Genomic DNA, 1,197 nt, shown 5'->3' with positions numbered 1-1,197 from the left:
GCCCCGACACCGCGGGCGCGGCGCGCCAGACCGAGGGTGCGCCATTCCTCCACCAGCAGCCCCACCAGCCGCATGGCGGCCAGCGCTCCCAGCACGAACCGGTGGGGAAGCTTCAGCTTCTGCGCCAAGGCGTCCGCCAGGTCCGTCGGGTCGGTCGTCAGGAGCAGGAAAATGCCCGGCAGCGCAACGGCAAGCGACCGCAGTCCGATCGCAACGCCGCCGGCCACCGAGTCCTCGGTGAAGATCAGCGGACCGAACCGGAACAGCACGGCCCCGGTCTTCTCGGCCAGCAAGGCGGTTGCCCAGGCCCCGACGGCAGCCGCCGCAAGCAGCGGCCAGCCGCGCTTCAGCAGCAGCCATGGGCTGACACCCAGCACGGGCATCAGCAACAGTTCGGCGGCCAGCACCACGGAGGCGCTGACCCAGTCCACACTGAGCATGACCACCACGGTGACCAGGGCGGCGGCGGCCAGCTTCGATACCGGGTTGGCGCGGCTGAACGGGGAGGCGGCCAGCCGCGGGTTCATCAGGTCCATGCTCATGCTGCCCTCCCAAGCGGCTGGGCCGGGCGGACGCCGCCGTCCGCCACCCGGATGACGGCGCCGCCGAGCGCGGCGGTGAAGTCGTCGTCGTGCGTCACCGAGACCACGCTCCGGCCCTCGGCCACCAGCTCGGCCAGCAGCGTGACCAGTTCGGCCCAGGTGTTGGCGTCCTGTCCGAAGGTCGGCTCGTCCAGCATCAGGATGTCCGGGCCGGTGGCCAGCATGGTGGCTACCGACAGCCTGCGTTTCTCGCCGCCCGAGAGGGTGAACGGGTTGGCCTGCAGCAGGCGGGTCAGCCGGAGCCGCTCGGCGATCGTGTCCACGCGCTGCCGGACGGTCGCCTCGGGCAGTTTGGCCACGCGGCGGGGACCGAATTCCAGTTCGTCGAGCACCGTGCCGGTGAGGAACTGGTGTTCGGGTTCCTGGAAGACGCTGCCGATCCGGGTCACCAACTGCGCGGACTTCCACTTCGCCGGGGACAAGGCGGCACCGCGCTGCAAGGCCGGCGTCGCCGAGAGATCCCCTCCCGCGGGTGCCAGCAGGCCGGCGAGGGTGAGGGCCAAGGTGGATTTGCCGGCACCGTTCGCGCCGGTGACGCTGAGCGCCTGCCCGGCCAACAGGTCCAGGTCCACCCCGCGCAGCACCGGCGCGGCTT

At 71.6% G+C, this 1,197-nt stretch carries 2 protein-coding genes; both read right to left on the bottom strand.

All coding sequences use genetic code 11. From position 1 onward, the window contains the following. A partial coding sequence (locus AC5RUJ_RS16725; RefSeq protein WP_494156298.1) for an energy-coupling factor transporter transmembrane component T family protein occupies positions 1-542 on the bottom strand: 542 nt, incomplete at its 3' end. Then, positions 539-1,197, bottom strand: a 659-nt coding sequence (locus AC5RUJ_RS16720; RefSeq protein WP_494156297.1) for an ABC transporter ATP-binding protein, incomplete at its 5' end; no start/stop codon positions are given. The genes AC5RUJ_RS16725 and AC5RUJ_RS16720, both read right to left, overlap by 4 nt.

It is taken from the genome of Arthrobacter sp. Y3223164, assembly GCF_059091005.1.
The sequence above is the reverse complement of the archived record's forward strand: the minus strand, read 5'-3'. Positions and strand labels throughout refer to the sequence as shown.